19 protein-coding genes are annotated in these 21,838 nt (G+C 70.5%); 11 read left to right on the forward strand and 8 right to left on the reverse strand.

The features are described from left to right. Positions 1 to 18: 18 nt before the first annotated feature. Positions 19 to 1,581: an APC family permease gene (locus ACWCP8_RS09615; RefSeq protein WP_352266488.1), complete on the reverse strand. Its 1,563-nt coding sequence runs from the start codon at positions 1,579 to 1,581 to the stop codon at positions 19 to 21. Positions 1,582 to 1,668: 87 nt separating this feature from the next. Next, a complete protein-coding gene (locus ACWCP8_RS09620; protein WP_451115140.1) occupies positions 1,669 to 2,628 on the reverse strand; it encodes a tetratricopeptide repeat protein in 960 nt (319 codons plus the stop codon). Between the two features lie 239 nt (positions 2,629 to 2,867). On the opposite strand from ACWCP8_RS09620, the gene ACWCP8_RS09625 reads away from it, so the two are divergent. After that, the gene (locus ACWCP8_RS09625; protein WP_451115142.1) at positions 2,868 to 3,338 is read left to right on the forward strand and encodes an ASCH domain-containing protein; all 471 of its coding nucleotides are present in this window, start codon (positions 2,868 to 2,870) and stop codon (positions 3,336 to 3,338) included. A gap of 59 nt (positions 3,339 to 3,397) precedes the next feature. Here the strand turns inward: ACWCP8_RS09625 and ACWCP8_RS09630 are convergent, their stop codons facing one another. Beyond that, positions 3,398 to 3,565, reverse strand: a complete 168-nt coding sequence (locus tag ACWCP8_RS09630; protein WP_352266491.1) for a hypothetical protein — start codon at positions 3,563 to 3,565, stop codon at positions 3,398 to 3,400. A gap of 87 nt (positions 3,566 to 3,652) precedes the next feature. Next, positions 3,653 to 5,308, reverse strand: coding sequence for an FAD-binding dehydrogenase (locus ACWCP8_RS09635; RefSeq protein WP_451115145.1), 1,656 nt, complete (start codon positions 5,306 to 5,308; stop codon positions 3,653 to 3,655). A 210-nt stretch (positions 5,309 to 5,518) separates the two neighbouring features. On the opposite strand from ACWCP8_RS09635, the gene ACWCP8_RS09640 reads away from it, so the two are divergent. The 4 genes from ACWCP8_RS09640 to ACWCP8_RS09655 all read left to right on the forward strand — a co-directional run bounded on the left by ACWCP8_RS09640 (position 5,519) and on the right by ACWCP8_RS09655 (position 8,104). Further along, positions 5,519 to 6,412 carry a DMT family transporter gene (locus tag ACWCP8_RS09640; RefSeq protein WP_352266493.1) on the forward strand — a complete coding sequence of 298 codons (894 nt, stop codon included), beginning with the start codon at positions 5,519 to 5,521 and terminating at the stop codon, positions 6,410 to 6,412. A 436-nt stretch (positions 6,413 to 6,848) separates the two neighbouring features. After that, on the forward strand, positions 6,849 to 7,391 hold the full coding sequence (locus ACWCP8_RS09645) for an NUDIX domain-containing protein (protein WP_451115147.1): 543 nt from the start codon (positions 6,849 to 6,851) through the stop codon (positions 7,389 to 7,391). A gap of 9 nt (positions 7,392 to 7,400) precedes the next feature. Then, a complete protein-coding gene (locus ACWCP8_RS09650; RefSeq protein ID WP_352266495.1) occupies positions 7,401 to 7,796 on the forward strand; it encodes a YidH family protein in 396 nt (131 codons plus the stop codon). Next, positions 7,793 to 8,104 carry a DUF202 domain-containing protein gene (locus ACWCP8_RS09655; RefSeq protein WP_352266496.1) on the forward strand — a complete coding sequence of 104 codons (312 nt, stop codon included), beginning with the start codon at positions 7,793 to 7,795 and terminating at the stop codon, positions 8,102 to 8,104. Before ACWCP8_RS09650 ends, ACWCP8_RS09655 begins: the two co-directional genes overlap by 4 nt. An 18-nt stretch (positions 8,105 to 8,122) precedes the next feature. On the opposite strand, the gene ACWCP8_RS09660 is transcribed toward ACWCP8_RS09655, so the two are convergent. Then, positions 8,123 to 9,058, reverse strand: coding sequence for an NADP-dependent oxidoreductase (locus ACWCP8_RS09660; protein WP_451115149.1), 936 nt, complete (start codon positions 9,056 to 9,058; stop codon positions 8,123 to 8,125). A gap of 159 nt (positions 9,059 to 9,217) precedes the next feature. Further along, positions 9,218 to 10,507 carry a glucarate dehydratase family protein gene (locus ACWCP8_RS09665; RefSeq protein ID WP_451115151.1) on the reverse strand — a complete coding sequence of 430 codons (1,290 nt, stop codon included), beginning with the start codon at positions 10,505 to 10,507 and terminating at the stop codon, positions 9,218 to 9,220. Between the two features lie 152 nt (positions 10,508 to 10,659). Between ACWCP8_RS09665 and ACWCP8_RS09670 the strand changes: the two genes are divergently transcribed. Beyond that, positions 10,660 to 11,682 carry a phosphotransferase family protein gene (locus ACWCP8_RS09670; RefSeq protein WP_451115153.1) on the forward strand — a complete coding sequence of 341 codons (1,023 nt, stop codon included), beginning with the start codon at positions 10,660 to 10,662 and terminating at the stop codon, positions 11,680 to 11,682. 7 nt (positions 11,683 to 11,689) lie between these two features. Further along, positions 11,690 to 12,940: an acyl-CoA dehydrogenase family protein gene (locus ACWCP8_RS09675; RefSeq protein WP_352266499.1), complete on the forward strand. Its 1,251-nt coding sequence runs from the start codon at positions 11,690 to 11,692 to the stop codon at positions 12,938 to 12,940. 95 nt (positions 12,941 to 13,035) lie between these two features. Here the strand turns inward: ACWCP8_RS09675 and ACWCP8_RS09680 are convergent, their stop codons facing one another. After that, a complete protein-coding gene (locus ACWCP8_RS09680) occupies positions 13,036 to 14,163 on the reverse strand; it encodes a hypothetical protein (RefSeq protein WP_451115156.1) in 1,128 nt (375 codons plus the stop codon). Between the two features lie 163 nt (positions 14,164 to 14,326). Here ACWCP8_RS09680 and ACWCP8_RS09685 point away from each other — a divergent pair, with 163 nt between their 5' ends. The 4 genes from ACWCP8_RS09685 to ACWCP8_RS09700 all read left to right on the forward strand — a co-directional run bounded on the left by ACWCP8_RS09685 (position 14,327) and on the right by ACWCP8_RS09700 (position 18,914). Next, positions 14,327 to 15,091 (forward strand): SDR family oxidoreductase, encoded by a 765-nt coding sequence (locus ACWCP8_RS09685; protein ID WP_326602737.1) that lies wholly within the window; start codon positions 14,327 to 14,329, stop codon positions 15,089 to 15,091. After that, positions 15,088 to 16,776: an AMP-binding protein gene (locus tag ACWCP8_RS09690; protein WP_451115158.1), complete on the forward strand. Its 1,689-nt coding sequence runs from the start codon at positions 15,088 to 15,090 to the stop codon at positions 16,774 to 16,776. Before ACWCP8_RS09685 ends, ACWCP8_RS09690 begins: the two co-directional genes overlap by 4 nt. A gap of 37 nt (positions 16,777 to 16,813) precedes the next feature. Continuing rightward, positions 16,814 to 17,407, forward strand: a complete 594-nt coding sequence (locus ACWCP8_RS09695) for a TetR/AcrR family transcriptional regulator (protein WP_267006010.1) — start codon at positions 16,814 to 16,816, stop codon at positions 17,405 to 17,407. Positions 17,408 to 17,636: 229 nt separating this feature from the next. Beyond that, a complete protein-coding gene (locus tag ACWCP8_RS09700) occupies positions 17,637 to 18,914 on the forward strand; it encodes an exo-beta-N-acetylmuramidase NamZ family protein (RefSeq protein WP_352266502.1) in 1,278 nt (425 codons plus the stop codon). An 83-nt stretch (positions 18,915 to 18,997) separates the two neighbouring features. Here ACWCP8_RS09700 and ACWCP8_RS09705 read toward each other — a convergent pair whose 3' ends face one another. Next, positions 18,998 to 21,826 carry a penicillin acylase family protein gene (locus ACWCP8_RS09705; RefSeq protein ID WP_451115161.1) on the reverse strand — a complete coding sequence of 943 codons (2,829 nt, stop codon included), beginning with the start codon at positions 21,824 to 21,826 and terminating at the stop codon, positions 18,998 to 19,000. Between the last annotated feature and the right edge of the window lie 12 nt (positions 21,827 to 21,838).

The following is a 21,838-nucleotide window of genomic DNA, read 5'->3' on the forward strand; positions in this document are numbered from 1 at the left end:
TCGGTAAGGCGACCGGGCTCAGTGGCGGACCGAACCGCTCTCGGCCGCCTTCTCCAACTGGAACGCCTCGTTGCCCAGGCCGATCCTGGCGTGCACCTCCGGCTTCGCGGATCGCAGGACCGCGCCGTACACCAGGCCGATGACGAGCGAGGCGACGACAACGCCGGGCAGCACCCAGTTGAGCACCGAGCCCGGGCCCGAGCCGACCAGCACGTCGAAGTCCCGGACCGTGAAGACGGCGATCGCCAGCATCGCCACCCCGGCCAGGCCGGAGGCGATCAGCCGCGGCAGCTGAGCCCGGCCCGCGCCGCGCTTCACGAAGAAGGCGATCACGGCGAAGGAGGCCGCGGCCATCAGCAGGATGACGCCGAGCGCGCCGACGTTGCCCATCCAGGTGAACAGGTGCAGCACGGGGGCGGTCGGGTCACCGACCGGGTTGTCGTCGGTGAACGCGAAGGCCAGCACGATGACCAGGGAGACGACGGTCTGGAGGAGCGAGCCGGTGGCGGGTGCGCCGCTGGACTTGTTGGTACGGCCGAAGGCGGCGGGCAGCAGGCTCTCGCGCCCCATCGCGAACGCATAGCGGGCGACGACGTTGTGGAAGCTGAGCAGCGCGGCGAACATGCCGGTGACGAAGAGCACGTGCAGTACATCGGTGAAGGTCGTGCCGAGCCGGTCCTCGGTGAGACCGAACAGCAGCGCGGGACCCTCCTTGAGCGAGCTGTCCGCGATGAACCCGGGGCCCGCGGCGACGGTCAGCGCCCAGGAGCTGAGCGCGAGGAACAGCGCGGCGTAGCCGACGGCGAGGAACATCACCCGGGAGACGACGATCTGCGGGCGGCTGGTCTCCTCCGCGTACACCGGGGCCTGCTCGAAGCCGACGAACGCGGCGATGCAGAAGCAGAGCGCGGTGCCGAGTCCGGCGCCGGTGAGGGTGTCGGGGTTGAAGGCGTGCATGGACAGGCCCTCAGGTCCCGGCTTGGAGACGGCTGCGATGTCGAAGATCACGACGAGGGCGCATTCGACGACCAGCAGCACGCCGAGGACCTTGGCGTTGAGGTCGATCTTCAGCCAGCCGAGGACACCGACGACCAGTACGGCGACGACAGCCGGTATCCACCAGGCGACGTCCATCTCCAGGTACGTGGAGAAGAGCCCGGAGACCTCGAAGCCGAGGATGCCGTAGATGCCGACCTGCATGGCGCTGTAGGCGACGAGGGCGACGAGCGAGGCGCCGGCGCCCGCGGTCGGGCCGAGCCCACGGGCGATGTACGCGTAGAAGGCGCCGGCGTTGTGGACGTGCCGGCTCATCTCCGCGTAGCCCACGCTGAACAGCATCAGGACGATGCCGAGGATGACGTACAGCAGGGGCTGGCCCACGATGCCCATCACGCCGAAGACGGTGGGCATCACCCCGGCGACGACCATCAGGGGGGCGCTTGCGGCGAGCACCGAGAGCAGCAGCCCCGCGGTGCCGAGGCGGTCCGCACGCAGGGCCCGCTCCTCACCCTTGTAGGTGCTGATGCCGCCCGTATCGCCGGTCACACCGGTCTCACTCGTTCTCGAACTGCCCGTCGACATGGCGGGGGTGGTCCCTTCGTTGAGGAGAATCAGGGGAGAAACATGGGGAGTTGCACAGCAGCGGGTGGATCTGCGGCGGGTGGCTCCTCAAGGCGTACCGAGTGCGGTACCGCGCGCCGTGAGGAAGGCCTGGTACGGGTCCCGGCCCGAGTACGACCAGGGTGCGGCCGTCGCGTGGGGCCCGATGCGGAGGAAGAGGGCGGCGGCCTCGGCCGGCCTGCCCTCGCAGACCTTGGCGTGGGCCAGGAAGTTGAGGTCGGCGCGGTTGCGCGGGTGGTCCTCACGCTCCCATTCCAGCCACCAGTCGAACGCGGCCTTCATCACCTGCCGGGCCCGCCGCCCCGACCAGTGCCCGGAGCGCACCGGGTCGTCGGACTCGCTGCCCGCGGCGACCAGGACGCGGTAGCGCTCGGCGTGCGCGACGACAGGGAGGACGGCGAGCGGCGAATCGGCGGGGGCCTGTTCGGCGGCCCAGGCGGCGAAGTCGTAGACCTCGTGCAGCGGGTCCTGGCCGCTGTCGGGGTGGTTCTCTGCGAGCCGGGCCGTCATCAGATGATGCGCGTAGTGGTGGTCGGGGTGGCGGATGCGTACCGCGTCGAAGAGCTTCCCGGCCTCCTCCTGCGTGCCGTGCACACGGGCCAGCATCAGCTGCCCCAGCCAGGGCGTGGGGTCGTCGGGGGCCAGTCGCGCGGCCCGCAGGCATGCCTCGCGGGCCGCCTCGAGCGTGTCCTTGCCGTGCAGGGCGCGGACCACGGTGGCGCAGGCCAGCAGGGTGGCGGCGTCGGCGCTGTCGGGTTCGGCGAGCAGCCAGTCGCGGGCCCAGCCGGCGGCGGACGGAGTCTCGGCGAGGGCTACGACGCGATGGCTGCGGCGGTCCCAGTCGCTGCCGGTCCCGACCAGCAGGGAGCGGGCCCTGGTCCACCGTCCCTGAGTGAACTGTCTTCGTACCTCGATGAGTTCGGTGTCGTCGAGCGCCGGGTCGAAGGAATGGCCGGAGCGTCCGCCCCGTCTTCGGGAGCGGCCCAGGGGAGGCGGGGGCGGGGACACCGCTGGCTTCCTTTGCGAAACGGGTACGCGCAGGTACGGGCTGGAAAAGGACGGCGGTGAGAGTTGGGGTGAGAGTGGTGGTGCGCAGGCATTCCTGATCGCGGACAGCCAAGCGGTAGGCAAGGCTCCACGTCAAGAGTTGACCTTGATCAACTGCAGTCATTTACAGAAGAGTTGGCCGGAACCCGGCATTCATGAGCCCTCGTCACGTACGTGACGGGGCATGCCAGACTTGCGCCATGCCGAACCGTGAGCCTCTCAAGCCCTTTCTTCTCGCCTTTCCCGGGCCGCTGCGCGATCAGCTGGTGAGGGCGGTGCTCTCGGGCGCGAAGGTATCCACGACGGGGCTGCTGGCGGAGTACGAGGCGGAGAAGGAGGAGCTGCCTCCGGTGGGCGAGCGGTCGGCGGTGATCGACTCGGCCGGCCGGGAGGTCGCGGTGGTGGAGGTGACCGAGGTACGGATCCTGCGGCTCGGCGACATCGATCTCCAGCACGCGATCGACGAGGGCGAGGGCGACACCTCGGTGGCCGCATGGCGCGCGAGCCATGAGCGGTTCTGGCAGGGCGAGGAGATGCGGGAGGCGCTCGGCGACCCGGCGTTCACGGTCGATGACGACACACTGGTCGTCGCCGAACGGTTCCGGGTCGTCGAGCTGCTCGTTCCCGCCGTCGGGGCGGAGGGCCGGCCGACCGGCGGTACGCAGGACTGACCTCCGCCCAGCCGCCGTCGAGGCACTCCGCAGGGCCCTGGCGCGCGCTGTGCCGCGGGTCAGCATAGCCAGCCGTCCTGTACCCAGCCGTGACGGTTGATGTCGCCGTAGGCGAACCCGTACGCCCAGCCACCCTGCTTGCTCTCCACCGTGAAGGTCTGCCCCTTGTAGAGGGTCCCCGTCCAGGCCCTGCCGGGATCCGTGAGGACATGACGAGTCCATGACATTTCAGATGTCATCGCTGCGCCGGCGTCGAGAACGGCGACCACGTGGGCCGGCCGAAACCTCCCCGGACGGCCCACGGATCGGAGCCCTTAGCCGACCGCCTCCGCCGCGGCCCGGCCCGCCGCCCGCCCGGAGAAGATGCAGCCGCCGAGGAACGTTCCTTCGAGCGAGCGGTAGCCGTGCATCCCGCCGCCGCCGAAGCCTGCCGCCTCCCCCGCCGCGTACACACCGGGCAGGGGCGTGCCGTCCTCCCCGAGCACCCGTGACGACAGGTCCGTCTCCAGACCGCCGAGCGACTTCCGGGTCAGGATGTTGAGCCGTACGGCGATCAGCGGACCGGCCTCGGGGTCCAGGATGCGGTGCGGGGCCGCCGTACGGATCAGCTTGTCGCCGAGATACGTGCGGGCGCCCCGGATCGCCGTGATCTGGAGGTCCTTGGTGAACGGGTTGGCTGTCTCGCGGTCCCGGGCGACGATCTCGCGGCGCAGCTCCGCCGCGTCGATCAGCGGTTCTTCGGTGAGCGTGTTCATGCCGCGGACCAGCGATTCGAGGTCCTTCTCGACGACGAAGTCCACGCCGTTGTCCATGAACGCCTTCACCGGGCCCGGCACGTCCGCGCGCGCCCGGCCGATCACGCCGCGGATCGACTTGCCGGTCAGGTCGGGATTCTGCTCCGAGCCGGAGAGCGCGAACTCCTTGCCGATGATCTTCTGGTCGAGGACGAACCAGGTGTAGTCGTAGCCGGACTTCATGATGTGCTCGAGGGTGCCGAGCGTGTCGAAGCCGGGGAAGAGCGGCACCGGCAGCCGCTTGCCGCGGGCGTCCAGCCAGAGCGAGGACGGCCCCGGCAGGATCCGGATGCCGTGCTTGGCCCAGATCGGGTTCCAGTTCTCGATGCCCTCGGTGTAGTGCCACATCCGGTCGCGGTTGATGTGGTGCGCGCCCGCCTCCTCGGTGATGCCGAGCATCAGCCCGTCGACGTGGGCGGGGACCCCGGAGAGCATCTTCGCAGGCGGGGTGCCGAGCCGTTCGGGCCACTGCTTGCGTACCAGGTCATGGTTGCCGCCGATACCGCCGGAGGTGACGATCACCGCCTGGGCCTTCAGCTCGAAGGCGCCGGTCGCCTCGCGGCTGCTCGCGGTGCCGCGCTGGGCGCCGCTCGGTTCGAGCAGTTCACCGGTCACGGTGTCGATCGCGCCCGCGGTGCGGCCCAGGCCGGTGACCCGGTGGCGGAACCTCAGCTGGACGAGCCCCTTGGCGACGCCCTCGCGGACCCGGCGCTCGAAGGGGGCCACGACACCGGGGCCGGTGCCCCAGGTGATGTGGAAGCGGGGTACGGAGTTGCCGTGGCCGTTCGCGTCGTAGCCGCCACGTTCGGCCCAGCCGACGACAGGGAAGATCCGCAGTCCCTGGGCGTGCAGCCAGGACCGCTTCTCACCGGCCGCGAAGTCGACGTATGCCTCGGCCCACTTCCGTGGCCAGTGGTCCTCCTTACGGTCGAAGCCGGCCGTACCGAGCCAGTCCTGGAGGGCCAGTTCGTGGCTGTCCTTGATCCGCATGCGGCGCTGCTCGGGCGAGTCGACGAGGAAGAGGCCGCCGAAGGACCAGTGCGCCTGGCCACCGATCGACTGCTCGGGCTCCTGGTCGAGCAGGATCACCGTGCGGCCCGCGTCGACGAGCTCGGCGGTGGCCACCAGACCCGCGAGCCCTGCCCCGATCACGATCACATCAGCGTCGTACGCCATGGGTTCCATCCTTGTCGGGGCGAGTCGGGGCGAGCGGGGCGAGTCGGGGTCCGCGAGGGAGCGCCGGAAGTTACTCGTGCGTCAGATCTTCGGCACCGGCCGCTGCGGCGTCAACCGCCCGGTCGGACGCGCTCCGGCCGCATCCTCACCCCGGAGGCGCTATCGTCGAAACAAATCACCCTCTCCTGGCCGGACTTGAGGTAGAGAAGCGTGTCGGTGCTGGTGCTCGTACTCGCCGTGAGCGCCGCCTGCTGTCTGGGATTCGGCTTTGTCCTGCAGCAGGCCGCCGCCCGGCACGCCCCGAGGAGGGACTATCTCTCCCCCCGGCTGCTGCTCGACCTGATGCAGGTGCGGAGCTGGCTGGCCGGGGTGGGCCTGATGGTCAGCGGCATGGCGCTGGGGGCGCTGGCCCTGGGCAAGGGCGAGGTATCCGTCGTCGAGCCTCTCCTTGCGACCAATCTGCTCTTCGCCATGGCCCTGTCGCGCCATCGCACCGGCCAGCGGCTCGGCCGGCAGGGCTGGGCCGGGCTCTGGCTGCTGGCAGGCGGTGTCACCGCCTTCCTGCTGGGGGGCCGGCCGCAGGGCGGCGAGACGATCACGAACGCTCTGCGGCACTGGCTGGTGGTCGGCGTGGTCGTGGGTATAGCCCTGCTGCTCACCACCTTCGCCAAACGCTCGCAGCACGGAGCGGCCCCGGCGCTGCTCGCGGTGGCGGCCGGGCTGCTGTACGGCCTCCAGGACGCGCTGACCCGGATGAGCGGGGAGTTGCTGTCGGACGCGGGGTGGACGGCACTGGTGACGAGCTGGCAGCCGTACGCGGTGGTGGTGCTGGGCGTGACGGGGCTGATCCTGGTGCAGAGCGCGTTCGAGACGGCGCCGCTGCGGATGTCGCTGCCCGCGCTGACCGCCGCCCAGCCGCTGGCCGGGATCGCCTGCGGGATCGGTTTCCTCGGCGACCAGGTGCGCACCGATGCGGGTGCGCTGGCCTGGCAGGCGGCCGGGCTGGTGGCGATCGTCGTCGGGATCGTGCTGCTGGGGCTGCATCCGGCGATGCCGACGGGCCACGACCACCACCGCCGGAAGCGCAGCCTGCAGCCGCGCTGACGGGCGGCTCGCCGGGCGGATCATGCGTCCACCCGCCGGGTGCCGGTCGGTGATCCCCGGTTCCGGAGCTGGGGTTCACAACTGCTGGGTACGCAAGCTGCTTTGGCGCAGATGGCCACGATTGAGTGAACGGTGTGACGGTCTGTGGGTATGCCTGGCGGGGTGTGTGTAGCGTATTCGGTGCGATCTGGGACGCCGGGTGTGGTGTCAGCAGTCGGGGCCCCCGTGTCACCAGCGAGATGGTTCGGGGCCTCCCCGTCGCCTCTGGCCACACCCATATGGCCAGGTCGTAGGGATTCCGCCCGCCCGGGACGGACCGCATACGGGATATGCGTCGCCGCCCAGGATGCGAAAGCGGAGGAGCAGTGCGCCCAAGACCGTTCGGGGCGTGCCAGTGAGTCAGGACTCACTGCTCAGGAACGGTTGGATGGGCCGCATGACTGCTGCTGACGAAATTCTGGACATCGTCGACGAGAACGACGAGGTCGTCGGTCAGGCCTCGCGCGGTGAGGCGACCGCGCGGGGCCTGCGCCATCGCTGTGTCTTCATCGAGGCCAGGGACGCCGAGGGCCGGCTCTTCGTGCACCGCAGGACCCCGACCAAGCTGGTCTTCCCCTCGCACTACGACATGTTCGTCGGCGGGGTGGTCGGCGCGGGCGAGTCGTACGACGAGGCGGCGCTGCGCGAGGCCGAGGAGGAGCTCGGTGTCACGGGACTCCCCCGCCCCGAGCCGCTCTTCAAGTTCCTCTACGAGAGCGCGGAGCACACCTGGTGGTCGCACGTCTACCAGGTGCGGTGCGAGCTGCCGGTGAACCCGCAGGTGGAGGAGGTCGCCTGGCACACCTTCCTCACTGATGACGAGCTGGCGGAGCGGCTCGGCGACTGGCAGTGGGTGCCGGACGGTCTGGAGACGTATCGCCGGCTGCGGGAGTTCCGGGCGGACCGGGCCCCGGCAGGCGACCGGCAGAGCGCTGGTTAGGGTTCGGACGTGAACGACTTCGTACAAGGTCTGAGGCTGTGGTTCGCGCCGGAGCGGATCCGTGACGAGGGCGACACCCCCGACTACCGCTTCTCGCTCGCCAACGAGCGCACCTTCCTCGCCTGGATCCGGACAGCTCTGGCGCTCATCGGCGGCGGCTTCGCCGTCGACCAGTTCCTGCCCGACCTGGCCTGGGGGGTCAGAGCTGGGCTGGCGCTCGCACTGCTCGCGGCCGGTGTGCTGTGTGCGCTGCGGGCGGTCAACCACTGGGTGCGGTGCGAGCGGGCGATGCGGCGCGGCGACGACCTGCCGGTCTCCCGCTTCCCGGCGCTGCTCGGCCTTGCGGTCGCCGTCGTCGCCGTCTCGATGGTGGTGGTGGTCGTCTTCGGCTGGGAGGGCCGTTGACGGCCGCCGTCCGGGACCCCGGGCTGCAGCCCGAGCGGACCCGGCTGGCGTGGCGGCGTACCACCCTGTCCTGCACGGTGGTGGCTCTGCTGGCGGGCAGGCAGGCCCTGCACAACGGTGCGACCCCGGCCGGACTCGTCGCCCTGTCGCTGAGCGTGCTGGCCTGGCTGGGCTTTCTGCAGGTTGCGCATCGGCGGGTACAAGGGATGGGGACCGCGCAGCCGCGGCCCCTGTCGCCGCGCGGCGCGCTGACGGCGGCGGTGTGCACGGTGGCGCTCGCGGTGTTCGCAGCGGCGATGATCTTCTGACGGGCCGTGCCGGGGCCGTCAGCTGTCCCAGGGGACGGTGACGACGATCTTCCCCCGGGTGCGCCCCTCCTCGTTCAGCCGGTAGGCGTCCGCGGCCTGTTCCAGCGGGAAGATCCGGTCGACATGGACCGAGATGACGCCCTCCTCGGCCAGGGCGCTCAGCTCGGCGAGGTCGTCGGCATCGGGCCGTACGAAGGCATAGCGGCCGCCGTACGAGAAGACCTCGCCGTCCGCGATGGACACCAGCCGGCCCCCGGGCTTCAGCACTTCCGCGGAGACACGCAGGGCCTCGCCGCCGACGGTGTCGAAGGCGGCGTCGACCCCGTCGGGGGCCAGGGCCCGGATCCGGTCGGCGAGCCCTTCGCCGTACGCCACCGGCTCGCCGCCGAGCTGTCGCACATGGTCGTGGTTGTGGTCGCTGGCGGTGCCGATGACGCGGGCGCCCGCGTGCCGGGCGAGCTGGACGGCCAGTGAGCCCACCCCGCCCGCGGCCGCGTGGATCAGCACGGTGTCGCCGTCCTGGATCCGCAGCGAGCGGTGCAGCACCTGGTACGCGGTGAGACCGGCCAGCGGCAGGCCCGCCGCCGCCTCGAAGCTCAGGCTGAGCGGCTTGCGGGCGAGGGTGCGCACGGGGGCGGCGACGTACTCGGCAAAGGTGCCGCGGGACAGGAAGTCCTCCCGCACATAGCCGATGACCTCGTCGCCGACAGCGAATTCGTCGACGGCGATACCGGGCTGTACGACGACTCCGGAGACGTCCCAGCCGGGGATCACCGGAAAGACGGCCTCCAGCCCCGACTGGAGATGGCCCTCCCTGGCCTTCCAGTCGACCGGGTTGACGGCCGCTGCCCGCACTTTCACCAGCACACTGTCCGGGCCGACCTTGGGGTCGGGCCGCTCGCCGTACTCCAGGACCTCGGCCCCGCCGTACCTGCTGTAGCTGATCGCCTTCATCATCCGACCATCCGGGCTGCTCAGGCCGGACGCAACTCAGACGGTGGCGGCCTCGGACGGCGGCCGCGGCGTGGGCGGGCCGCGGCCGGACGCCCGCCCCGGATCAGGACCGCTGTGGCGGTCTCCCGACACCTGGTCCGCCCCCGGGCCGCCCCGGGCTCACCAGCGCGGGATGGCCGGCGTCACCCACTCCGGCTCGGCCTTGCGCATGGCCGCCGCGTCGTCGCGCTCGCGCATCGTGCCGTCGTCGGCGAGCCACCGCCGGTGCAGTACGGCCAGGCGTTCCCGGTCGAGTTCGACGCCGAGCCCAGGGGCGTCGGAGACGGTCAGCCGGCCGTCCTCGAACACATGACGGGTGGTGATGACGTCCTCGGTCTGCCAGGGGTAGTGGCTGTCGCAGGCGTAGTCGAGGTTGGGGACGGTGGCCGCGACGTGGGTCATCGCGGCGAGGCTGATCCCCAGGTGGGTGTTGGAGTGCATGGAGAGTCCGACTCCGAAGGTGCGGCAGATCCCGGCCAGCTCACGGGTGCGGTGCAGGCCGCCCCAGTAGTGGTGGTCGGAGAGCACGACCTGGACGGCGCCGCGGGCGAAGGCCTCCGGGACCTCGGCGAGGGTCGTGACGCACATGTTCGTGGCAAGCGGTACGTCGGTGCCCGCGGCGACGGCGGCCATCAGGTCCGTGCCGGTCGCCGGATCCTCCAGATATTCGAGTACGTCCTTCAGCTGCTCGGCGACGTACAGCGAGGTCTCGACGGACCAGGCGCCGTTCGGGTCCAGCCGCAGCGGCTGCCCGGGGAACGCCTCGGCGAGGGCACGGACCGCGGCGATCTCCTGGGCGGGTTCGAAGACGCCGCCCTTGAGCTTGAAGGAGGTGAAGCCGTACTCGCCGGCGAACCGACGTGCCTGGGCGACGACCCCGGCCGGGTCGACGGCCGCACCCCAGTCGTCCTGTTCGCCGCCCTCGGGATGGGCGGCCCAGCGGTAGAAGAGGTACGCGCTGTACTCGACGCTGTCGCGGACCTTGCCGCCGAGCAGCGCGTGCACGGGCAGGCCGAGGGACTTGCCCAGGGCGTCCAGGCAGGCGACCTCGAAGCCGGAGACGACGGAGAGCCGGAGCTTGTCGGCGGTCTGGACGCCGCGCAGCCCGCCGGCCTCCACGCGCTCGTCGGCGGCGCGTGAATCACCGCACACCTCCTCGGCGAGGGCGAAGAGGCCGTTCAGATCGCTGACCGAGCGGCCGACCAGTGCCTGGGCGAGCGGCTCGGCGAGTTCGAGGTACTTGCCGTCCCCGTAGGTCTCCCCGATGCCGGTCGCTCCACCGCGCGTGATCACCTCCACGATGAGCCGTGGGGTGTAGGGCTGGTGGACGCCCTGGGTGTTGAGCAGCGGCGGGTCGGCTATGAGAATCGGGGTCAGCCGGACTTCGTCGATCAGCAACGCAGTATCCATACGTGAACCATATTCAGAGACAAGACTGGACACCAGAGTCCGGGACCACCGGGGCCGGAGTCCGCACAGGGGAATCCGGGAGTTCACTGGACGACATACCGACTGGTCGGCATCATGAGCTTCGACGTCTTTTCACCCCGGAGGTGCGCACGATGAGCTCAGTCCACCCGCCAGGTCTCGACCTGGACCGGCTCCGCGGATATCTCGACCGCGAGCGGCCGGGTCTGGTGAACGGACCGCTCGAAGCCCGCCTCATCGAGGGCGGTCGCTCCAACCTGACGTACATCGTCACGGACGGTACCGGGCACTGGGTCGTCCGCCGGCCGCCCCTCGGCCATGTCCTCGCCACCGCGCACGACATGAAGCGCGAGCACCGGGTCATCAGCGCACTGCATCCGACCGCCGTGCCGGTGCCCGAGCCGGTGCTGCTCTGCGAGGACGAGTCCGTCATCGGGTCGCCGTTCTACCTCATGGAGTACGTCGAGGGGACCCCGTACCGCACCGCCGAGCAGCTCGCCCCGCTCGGCCCCGAACGCACCCGGGCGGCCGTCCTCGGGCTGGTCGACACGCTGGTGGAACTGCACGCGGTGGACCCCGGGTCCGTGGGACTCGGCGACTTCGGACGGCCCGAGGGCTTCCTCGACCGGCAGCTGCGCCGCTGGGGCAAGCAGCTGGACGCCTCCCGCAACCGCGAACTGCCCGGCATCGACGAACTGCACGCCGCACTCGGGCGCGAGCTGCCCGCTTCCCCCGCGCCCACCGTCATCCACGGCGACTACCGCCTGGACAACGTCCTGATCGGCTCGGACGACGAGATCAAGGCCGTCCTCGACTGGGAGATGTCGACACTCGGCGACCCGCTGACCGACCTCGGCCTCCTGGTGATGTACAGCTCCGATCTCGGTCTGCCCAAGTCCCCGGCCTCCACCACCAGCGGCGCGGCCGGCCACCCCACCCCCGCCGAACTGATCGAGCGCTACGCCGCCCGCTCCGGCCGGGACACCTCCGCCATCTCCTGGTACACGGCGTTCGCGTGGTTCAAGCTCGCCGTGATCCTGGAGGGCATCCACTACCGCTACACCCTCGGCCAGACGGTCGGCGCCGGCTTCGACCGGATCGGCGATCTCGTCCCCGTCTTCATCGAGCACGGCCTCACCACTCTTCAGGAAGGCTGATCAGCCCATGGATTTCGCATTCGACGCCCGCACGGAAGAGCTGCGCACCAAGCTGCTCACCTTCATGGACGAGCATGTCCTCCCGGCCGAGAAGATCGCGGACGAGCAGCGCGCACTGCTCGCCTCCCCGTGGGACACCCCGCAGGTCGTCGAGGACCTGAAGGCGGAGGCGCGCAAGCAGGGCCTGTGGAACCTCTTCCTGCCCGACTCGGAGTACGGCGCCGGGCTGACCAACCTCCAGTACGCCCCGCTCGCCGAAATCACCGGCCGGTCCCCGCAGTTGGCGCCGACCGCGCTGAACTGCGCGGCGCCGGACACCGGGAACATGGAGGTGCTCTTCCAGTTCGGCACGGAGGAGCAGAAGAAGCAGTGGCTGGAGCCGCTGCTCGCCGGTGAGATCCGGTCGGCGTTCGCCATGACGGAGCCCGAGGTGGCCTCGTCGGACGCGACGAACATCGAGACCCGGATCGTGCGGGACGGAGGGGGCACCTCCCACTCGAGCGGAGCCGAGGGTGGGGGAGACTACGTCATCAACGGCCGCAAATGGTACATCTCCGGGGCGATGAACCCGGACTGCCGGATCTTCATCGTGATGGGCAAGACCGACCCGGACGGCCCCGACATCCGCCGCCAGCAGTCGATGATCCTGGTCCCGCGGGACACGCCCGGCGTCGAAGTGCGGCGCGCGATGCAGGTGTACGGGTACGAGGACCACTATCACGGCGGTCACGCGGAAGTCGTGTTCACCGATGTGCGGGTGCCCGCCGCGAACCTGATCGGCGAGGAGGGCGGCGGCTTCGCCATCGCCCAGGCGCGTCTCGGCCCGGGCCGGATCCACCACTGCATGCGGCTGATCGGGATGGCCGAGCGAGCCATCGAGCTGATGTGCAGGCGGGCGGTGTCCCGTACGGCCTTCGGTAAGCCGCTCGCCCAGCAGGGCGTCGTGCAGAACTGGATCGCGGACGCGCGGGTCACGGTGGAGCAGCTGCGGCTGCTGGTGCTGAAGACGGCGTGGCTGATGGACACGGTCGGCAACCGGGGTGCGCACACGGAGATTCAGGCCATCAAGATCGCCACCCCGCGCGCGGTGGTCGACATCCTCGACCAGGCGGTGCAACTGCACGGCGCGGGCGGCGTCAGCCAGGACTTCCCGCTGGCGGAACTGTGGGCGGCGGCGCGGACGCTGCGGCTGGCCGACGGGCCCGACGAGGTGCACCAGAGGTCGCTGGCGCGGCGCGAGATCAAGCGGTACCTGTAGCAGAGCGACGCGGGCTGCAGCCGCACCGTGTCCTCGAAGCCGGACGGGCTGAGCTTCTGCCCGTCCGGCCCGTGGATGGAGTCGTTCGGGCGCTCTCAGTTCTGGCGCAGCGCAGACATCGGCAGCGCGATGCCGTATGTGGTGGCGCCGACGCCCACGCCGCCCTCGCAGGTGTTGGGCGGCTGGGTGCCGGTGCCGCGCGTGGAGGGCCGCTCGGCGGCCCAGAACATGTAGCCGAGCATCCCGGAGGTGGTCCCCGCCCCGTTCGGCGCGACACTCTGCTCGAACGTTCCCGTCGACTTCTGCAACGAGTTCGCGAAGTCGGTGCACTCCGGCAGTGACTTGGTCTGGTCGCTGATGTAGAAGGCGCCGGTGAACTTTGCGGGAGCGAGCGGCGGCACAGGCGGCGCATAGGTGGGCTTGCCGTCCACATGCTCCTGCCAGTTGGCGATCGCCGTGCTCGCCGAGGGCTGGCGCGCGGGCACCATCGCGTTGGCGTAGTCGAGGACCGGGGTGTCGGTGCGCAGCCAGTCGGCGGTCGCCTTCCGGTTGATGCCGATCAGCCAGCGGTCGCCGGCGGCTGTGTCGATGGTGAGCCGGGCGGCCGGGTCGCCGCCCGATGCGTCGTAGGGATGCACGGAGCGGTAGGCGTCGATGAAGGACTGGAGTCCGGTGAGATCCGGGGCGGTGTTCTGCTCGTAGTCGATCTCGATGCCGACACCGAGGTCGCTCGCGACTGCGGCGGCGTTCAGGCCGAGTTGGGTGGCGTTCTCGGCGAGCGCCGCGTCCCATGCGTCGGTGTAGGTGATGCCGCCGATGGAGAGCATCACGCGGATACCGTGCGAGGTGAAGTACTGCACGATCTCGCGGGTCATGCCCTTGGGCACGCCGCCCACGGTGGTCGCGTCGTCCGTACGGTGGAGCAGTCGCTGCGGTTCCACAAAGCTGAGTACCACCAGGTTGACGGAGGGGCGTCCGTCGCCGCGGTCGATCAGCCAGTGGTTCTTGGAGTCGAAGTCCGCGGCGCTGCGCACAGTGCCCCAGGTACAGGCGTCGTCGCTGCAGTGCCAGGCGCCGTAGATCTGCGGCGGTGTGGCGGCGGCGGCCGAGGCCGTGGGTGCTTGCGGAACCAGTAGGGCGAGGAGCAGGCCGAGGACGGCGAGCAGGGGCCGGCTGAGCGGCCTGGGGCGGAGTCTGCTGAAGCGGGGCACGTTGGGGCGCATACGGACCTCCGGGGAGGGAGCGGCCGACGGGACGCGGGGGCGGCGCTGGCAGCGTGGCAGGTACAGACCAATCCAGCAAGAGGACGTACGGCGTACTCCCTTCCCTGACGACATACCGACTGGTTAGTCTGCTGGGGAAGTCGGCTGAGAGAGGCGGGACCCGATGAGTACGGTGCAGGGCGCGGGCGTAGTGGTCACCGGAGCCGGAGGCGGCATCGGCGCCGCTCTGGCCCGCAGATTCGCCGCGGAAGGTGCCAGGGTCGTCGTCAACGACCTCGACGAGGCCCGGATCAAGACGCTTGCCGAGGAGATCGGCGGCACCGCCGTCGCCGGTGACGCCTCACGGATCGTGGACGCCGCCCGGGACGCCCTGGACGGCACCGTCGACATCTACTGCGCCAACGCGGGCCTTGCCTCGCCCGGCGACGTCTTCGCCGACGAGGAGGTCTGGGCGGCGGCCTGGGACGTCAATGTGATGGCCCACGTCCGCGCGGCCAGGGCGCTGCTGCCGGACTGGCTGGAGCGCGGCAGCGGCCGGTTCGTCTCCACCGCGTCCGCCGCCGGGCTGCTGACGATGATCGGCGCGGCGCCGTACAGCGTCACCAAGCACGGGGTCGTCGCCTTCGCCGAATGGCTCTCGCTCACCTACCGCCACCGCGGCGTCAAGGTCCACGCGATCTGCCCCCAGGGCGTACGTACAGACATGCTCACCGCCGCGGGTTCGGCCGGTGAGCTCGTGCTCGCCCCCAGTGCCATCGAGCCGGAGGCCGTCGCCGACGCGCTCTTCGACGCCATGGCCGAGGACCGCTTCCTCGTCCTGCCGCACCCCGAGGTCGCCGGTTACTACCGGGCGCGCACCAAGGACACCGACCACTGGCTCGCCAATATGAACCACCTTCAGCAGAAGTGGGAGGAGACCGGCGCATGACCGAGTCCAACACCGACGCCGGGTCCGTCGCCGGGTCCGTCTACGCGGCAAAACCCTGGATTTCCCTGCTCAGCGAGGCCCAGCGGGCCCCCGTCAGCCCTGCCGAGACTGTGGTGCACGCCTTTCGCGCCTCCGTCGCCCGCGCTCCCGAGCACCCGGCGCTCGCCTACTTCGACGGGCGCCTCAGCTACCGCGAGACCGATGCACTCTCCGACTCGGTGGCCGGTCATCTTGCCTCGAAGGGCCTGGAGCGCGGCGACCGGGTCGCGATCATGCTGCAGAACTCCCCGCAGTTCGTACTGGCGCTGCTCGGCGCCTGGAAGGCGGGGGCGACCGTCGTCCCGCTCAACCCGATGTACAAGTCCGGCGAGGTCGGTCACGTACTGAAGGACGCCGAGGTCACGGCGCTGATCTGCGCGGACCGGGCGTGGGAGTCGTATCTGCGGGACACCGCGGCCGCTGCCCCGACCGTACGGATCGCCGTCACCGCCTGCGAGCTCGACCTCCAGAGCCAGAACGACGACCGGGTCCTGAACTTCGAGCGGCTGCCGGCCCCCGAGGACGCCGACGACCTGGTGGCCGTCGCCCGCCGTGGGCTCGCCGCCCCCGGAGGCCGTGAGCTCACCGCCGCCGACGTGGCGCTGATCAGCTACACCTCCGGGACCAGCGGCACCCCCAAGGGCGCCATGAACTCCCACGGCAACATCATGGTCAACGCCGAGCGTCAGCGGACCGGACACCCGGTCGCCGAGGGCTCCTCGTATTTCGCGCTCGCCCCGCTCTTCCACATCACCGGCATGGTGTGCCAGCTGGCCGCCTGCCTCACCAACGCGGGCACCCTCGTGCTCGCGTACCGCTTCCATCCCGGTGTCGTCCTCGACGCGTTCGCCGAGCACCGCCCCGCGTACACCGTCGGCCCGTCGACCGCCTTCATGGCGCTCGCCGCCCACCCCGATGTGACCCGTGAGCACTTCGCCTCGTTCCAGGTGATCTCCTCCGGCGGTGCACCGCTGCCGCCCGCGCTCGTGGAGAAGTTCCGTGCGGGCTTCGGCCCGTACATCCGCAACGGCTACGGCCTCACCGAGTGCACGGCGCCCTGCGCCTCCGTACCGCCCGAGCGGGAAGCCCCCGTCGACCCGGTCTCCGGAACGCTCTCCGTCGGGGTTCCCGGCCCGGACACGATCGTCCGGATCCTCGACGAGAACGGCGACGAGGTGCCGTTCGGCGAACAGGGTGAGATCGCCGTCCGCGGCCCCCAGGTCGTCTCCGGCTACTGGCGGCTGCCCGACGCCTCCGCCGCCGCCTTCCCGGACGGTGAGCTGCGGACGGGCGACATCGGCTTCATGGACCGCGACGGCTGGCTGTACGTCGTCGACCGCAAGAAGGACATGATCAACGCCTCCGGCTTCAAGGTCTGGCCGCGCGAGGTGGAAGATGTCCTGTACACCCACCCGGCGGTACGGGAGGCGGCCGTCGTCGGCGTCCCCGACGCCTACCGCGGCGAGACCGTCCGGGCGTACGTCAGCCTGCGGCCCGGTGCGGTGGTCGAGCCCGGAGAGCTGGGCGCGTACTGCAAGGAGCGGCTCGCCGCCTACAAGTACCCACGCGAGGTCGAGATCCTGGCTGAACTCCCGAAGACGGCAAGTGGGAAGATCCTCAGGCGGGAACTGCGTTCAGCGCAGTAGAGCAACGGACACATCGTACGGAAGGCAGGTGGCGGCAATGGCCAGAACGACGGACGGGAACGATGCCCCGGTCCCGCAGCGGCTGCTGGCCGCCGCCACCCGGCTCTTCGCCGAGCAGGGTTACGACCGTACGTCGGTCCAGGAGATCGTCGAGGCGGCGGGCGTCACCAAGGGGGCGCTGTACCACTACTTCGGCTCCAAGGAGGATCTCCTCCAGGAGGTCTACGCCCGGGTGCTGCGGCTCCAGCAGGAGCGGCTCGACGCCTTCGCCGACGCCGAGGCGCCGGTCGAGCAGCGGCTGCGGGACGCGGCGGCGGATGTCGTCGTCACGACGATCGAGAACCTCGACGACGCGTCGATCTTCTTCCGGTCCATGCACCATCTGAGCCCGGAGAAGAACAAACAGGTGCGGGTGGAGCGCCGCCGCTACCACGAGCGGTTCCGGGCGCTGGTCGAAGAGGGGCAGCGGAGCGGGGTGTTCTCGACGGCGACGCCGGCGGATCTGGTGGTGGACTACCACTTCGGCTCGGTGCACCACCTGTCGACGTGGTACCGCCCGGACGGCCCGCTCAGCCAGCAGGAGGTCGCCGACCATCTGGCCGACCTGCTGCTGCGCGCGCTGCGCCCCTGACGTCGGATCAGAGGCACGGGAGCGGCGTCCGTCCGGTCGGCTCCGGGTTCCCGGTCGGACGACGTGATCTTGACGACGGGGCCGAGCGCTGCCCCGCACGTGCGCCGGGGGGTTCACCCGGGTTGTCGCCACTCCTGTCACAGCAGTCGCGTCCGGCTCGTTCCGCGGAGCGCTTGCGCGCGCTAGCGTGCGTGACCATGACAGTCGGAGCGATCATGGAGGTAGCCGAATGAGCCTGTCCAGACGTGGTTTGCTGGCCGCCGGCAGTGCGGTGGGAGCCCTCGCGGCGACCACTGCCGGAACCGGGACCGCGGCAGCGGGACCCGTGCCCGGGAAGGGGCAGGGCGCCGGGCGCAACCGGCTCCTCACCGGCTTCGACCGGCTGGCCGCGGACGGCTACGCACTGCTGAAGGGGCAGAAGGTCGGGGTCGTCACCAACCCGACCGGGATCACGTCCGATGTGCGCCACATCGTCGATGTGATGCACCCGGACGAGCGGGTGAACCTGGTCGCGGTCTTCGGACCCGAGCACGGCTTCCGCGGCACCGCGCAGGCGGGCGGCTCCGAGGGGCGCTACGACGATCCGGCCACCGGACTCCCCGTCTACGACACGTACTTGAAGAGCGGGCAGCCGCTCGCCGATGTCTTCACCGCGTCCGGCGTGGACACGATCGTCTTCGACATCCAGGACGCGGGCGCACGCTTCTACACGTACATCTGGACGCTCTACGACTGCATGCAGGCGGCGGCGCTCGCGGGCAAGCGGTTCGTCGTGCTGGACCGGCCGAACCCGGTGACCGGGCGGGCGGCGCTCGGGCCGGTCCTCGACCCGGCGTTCTCGACCTTCGTGGGGCGCCGGGAGATCGCGCAGGCGCACGGCATGACGGTCACGGAGCTTGCGCTGCTCTTCAACGCGGAGTTCCTGGCAGACCGGCCGGTCGAGCTGGACATCGTGAAGATGTCGGGATGGCGGCGCTCGGACTTCTTCGACGAGACCGGACTGCCGTGGGTCCCGCCGAGCCCCAACATGCCGACGCCGGACACCGCGCTGGTGTACTCCGGGACCTGCCTCTTCGAGGGCACGAACCTCTCCGAGGGGCGCGGCACCACGCGGCCGTTCGAACTGCTCGGCGCGGAGGGCATCGACCACCGGTGGGCGGCCGCCGCGAACGCGCTCGACCTGCCCGGAGTCGCGTTCCGCGAGGCGTACTTCGCGCCGACGTTCTCCAAGTTCCAGGGGAAGACGGTCGGCGGCGTGCAGCTGCATGTGCAGGACCGGGAGGTCTTCGACCCGGTACGCACGGGGATCGCTCTCCTGGTGACGGCGAAGCAGACGTGGAGCGGGTTCGCGTGGCGCTCGGACAACTGGATCGACAAGCTCACCGGCAACACGCGGGTCCGCACGATGATCGATGCGGGCGCGGACACGGATGAGGTGGTGGGGGCCTGGGCGGCAGATCTCGCCGCGTTCCGGGCGGTACGCAAGAGGTACTTGCAGTACCGGTGAGGCGGACCGGGCGGGTCCGAGGGTTCGGACCCGCCCGGCGAACCGGTTCCGCTCTCGAGCACCGGACGGAGTGGAATGAATGCCTACCGGTGGCCGGGGAACTCCACCACCTGCTGGTACGTCGGACGGTTCTGCCAGTGGATCGCCTTCTGGCTGATTCCGCCCAGCGGACGGTGGATGATCGAGTCCGTGCACCACTGCTCGCCGGCCCCGCAGCTGTCGTCACCGGGGTAGACGTCGGTGGCCGGTTCGGAGGCCGCCTGTTTCAGAGAGGCGAGCAGGGTGTCCCGGCAGCTGCTCAGGTCTCCGTTTCCGCAGTACGTCCTGGCGAGCGGCCCCTTGACCGGCCGGCCGAGGACCTGGCGCAGATCCTTGTCCACAAAGCCCCACCAGCCGTACTGGAACGCCGATCCGCTGTGCGCCCCGCTCGGGCCGTGGCTGGCCGCCGGTGACTCGTCGGTGGCGAGAGCGGCGGTCAGCGCCCCGTACAGGCTGTCGCCGAGACCCGGCTCGAACTCGGCCTCGACCAGCTTCGGCCACCACGCGTCCATGATCCGTACCGCGTCCGCGTCGGTGTACGTGTGCGAGCCGGGGCTGCTCTCCCTGCGCTGCGACCCCGAAGCCCGCCAGGACTCCAACTGCTGGATGACCGCGTCCAGTTCCGGGTCGGTGACCGGCCGGGAGCGGAGCACCTGCAGCAGTTCGGGCAGCAGCTGCTCGCCGCGCAGGTCGGTGAGTGCGGCTTCCGCCATGGCCCGGGTGAGCGAGGCGCGGGTGACGCCGCCCTGCTCCACCAGCTTCGCCACCCGGTCGTCGAGCAGATCGGCCCGGTGCACCGCGCCGAGGCCGAAGCCCGCGGAGGCGTACCCCTCGGCCTGCTTGTTGTTCCAGGAGACGTAGTAGTCCTGGCCGCTGGAGTGCGGGTGCGCGGCGAACGGGGTGTAGACGGCGGTATTGGTGACCGGGTCGTAGCCCTGCCATTCGTACGCCTTCTCGGCCTTGACGGGCAGGGCCGGGTCGACGCCCGCCGCGCGCACCGGGTTCATGCCGCTGTTGTAGTAGGCGGCGGTGCGGGAGTCGGCGTAGAACCAGTTGAAGGCGTAGTCGATGTTGCTCGCCGCCTGCTGGAAGGAGGCTGCGTCCTTCACGTACGCCGGGTCGTTGAGCATCTGGAAGCCGACGATCGAGTCGGCCTCGTGGCGGTAGGTGGTGCGCAGCGAGGTGTACGCGACGGGCTTGCCGCCCACTGTGGCGCGGTGGGTGACGATGCCGTACGCGGTCCGCCACACCTGCATCCGGTAGGAGCCCTTCGCCGTGGAGTCGGCGACGGTCGGTGCCCAGGAGTTGGTGCGCTCCAGCTTCTCCATCGCGGTGCAGGTGCCGTGGTGGAGGTAGTGCGTCGAGTCCTTGGTGGGCGCGGAACCGTCCGGCTCGCACAGCTCGATGGCGTACGTGTCGGTGATGTCCTGGCCGGCCGAGGTGGCGCTCCACGCGTAGTCCTGGCCGCGGCCCATCTGGACGTACATGCCGACACCGGCGAAGGCGACCCCGCGGGCGCTGATGCCGGGGCCCTGGAGCTCCTGGAGCATCATCAGCTGCGGTGCGAAGTAGCCGGTCTGCGGGCCGAAGACGGCGATCGGGTTTCCGCTCGCGGTGTGCTTGCCGGAGACCAGCAGGGCGTTGGACATGCCGCGCTTCTGGGCGCCGGAGCCGGAGCCGGGCAGCGAGCCCTCCGGGATGACGCCGTCGTCGTAGATGCCCTGGGCCTTCCTGAGCGCGGCCGGGGCCTTGACCGGGGCCTTCCTGTCGGTGCCCGCGGAGCCGGTGCGGTCGTGGACGAGCGGCTCGGGGGTGACCGAGCCCGGGTCGGGAAGGGCGGTGCCGCGCGCCTGGGCGGGCTTGCCGGCGTAGGGGAAGGAGGTGCCGTCGTGGACGGTCAGCACCGCCTCGGGGTCGTTCCGCTGCCGGAACGACTCCCAGACCTCGGTGCCCTCGGCGACCCCGTACTTCTGCTGGGCGGACAGCAGCGAGAGCGCCGCCTGCACTTCGCCGCCACCGCCGCCGCCGAACTGCCCGCCGACGACCGAGGCTATGGAGATCAGGTCGGTCAGCTTGAACGGCTGGATCTCACCGATGTTGGTGATCGCGTCGATCTTGCCGGTGAGGACGTACTCGCCGGGGAAGTAGCGGCCCTTCTTGGACTTGTCGCGGTACGCGTTGATGCCGTCGACATACGCCTGCGCGTCGGCCATGGCCTGCTCACCGCGGGAGCCCTCATGGGTCCTGATGTACGCGACCTGGGCTTCGAGATCCGCCTCGGTGTACGGGGCCTGCGGCCAGAACTGCTGCTCGAGCCCCTGGTTGGCGAGTGCGCCACCGGCGAACGAGGTCAGTTCGCCGCGCCCGATGTGCCGGAAGAGGTCCATCAGCCAGAGCCGGTCCTGCCCGGCCGCATACCCGGCGCCGAACTCGGTGCCGTAACGGGTGGTGCCCTTGATGTGCGGGACGCCTGACGCCCTGTCGCGGGTGATGGTGACGTCGTCGCGCGGCGAGGTGACGGACTCGACCTGGTCCTTCGGTACGCCGAACGAGGCGTCGTTGAAGAAGTCGGTCAGCTTCCGGTCGGTGAGTCCGGTGTAGCCGGCCACCAGGCCGTTGTAGCGGTCGAGTTGGTCGTCGCTGTGCGCGGGGTGCGTACCGAACGCCTGGTTGCCGAGGATCTCGACGAGCGTGGCGTTGCCGTTCTCGCCGGGCGGCAGGATGTCGTCGCACTGCCCCTGGCAGTAGTCGGCGACGGGGACGGGTTCCGCCGCCACGGCGCCGGACTGCGGCGAGGCTGCGAGGAGGGTGGTACCGAGGGTGAGAACCGCCGCAATGGTGGCGGCTCTGAACTTGACGGTGCGTGGGGGCATGCGTGCTCCTCC

The sequence above is a fragment of the Streptomyces sp. NPDC002206 genome, from assembly GCF_053593595.1.